Origin of the sequence: Undibacterium sp. TJN25, from assembly GCF_049339885.1 — a bacterium.
GTDB lineage: Bacteria > Pseudomonadota > Gammaproteobacteria > Burkholderiales > Burkholderiaceae_D > Undibacterium.
Map to the genome: position 1 here is coordinate 1 of NZ_JBMPPM010000038.1, position 821 is coordinate 821.

At 58.7% G+C, this 821-nt stretch carries 1 protein-coding gene; it reads right to left on the bottom strand.

All coding sequences use genetic code 11. The features are described 5' to 3' along the window. A partial coding sequence (locus ACO0LO_RS29000; protein WP_422970020.1) for a GDP-mannose 4,6-dehydratase occupies window positions 1-776 on the bottom strand: 776 nt, incomplete at its 3' end. Between the last annotated feature and the right edge of the window lie 45 nt (window positions 777-821).

Sequence of the window (821 nt, forward strand, 5' to 3'; positions counted from 1 at the left end):
GTGACGAAGTCGCGGACGGTTTCGGTGCGGTTGGTGGCGAGTACGAAGGTGTCGGGCTGGTCGGCTTGCAGCATGCGCCACATGCCTTCGACGTATTCTTTGGCGTAGCCCCAGTCGCGTTTGGCGTCCATGTTGCCCAGTTCGAGGCAGTCGAGCTTGCCGAGTTTGATCTTGGCGACGGTGTCGGTGATCTTGCGGGTGACGAATTCGCGGCCGCGCAGCGGGGATTCGTGGTTGAAGAGGATGCCGCTGCAGCCGAAGATGCCGTAGGATTCGCGGTAGTTGATGGTCATCCAGTGGGCGTACAGTTTGGCCACGCCGTAGGGGCTGCGGGGGTAGAACGGGGTGGATTCGATCTGGGGCACGGCCTGGACCTTGCCGAACATTTCGGAGGTGGAGGCTTGGTAGAAGCGGATCCTGGGGTTGACGGTGCGGATGGCTTCGAGCAGGTTCAGGGCGCCGATGCCGGTGATTTCGGTGGTGGTCAGCGGTTGTTCGAAGGAGACGCCGACAAAGCTTTGGGCGGCGAGGTTGTAGACTTCGGTGACGCCGGTGCTTTGCAAGAGGCGGATGCTGGCGCTTAAGTCGGTGAGGTCGTATTCGACCAGGTGCAGATTGGGGTGGTGGTCGATGCCGAGTTCGGCGATGCGCCAGAAGTTGACGGAGCTGGTGCGGCGGTAGGTGCCGTACACGGTGTAGCCTTTGCTTAACAGCAATTCGGACAGATACGCGCCATCCTGTCCTGTGATTCCGGTGATTAATGCTTTTTTACTCATCTACTAACCTCTTCGCTTGCGCGAATTACTTTTTTTTTGAATTTG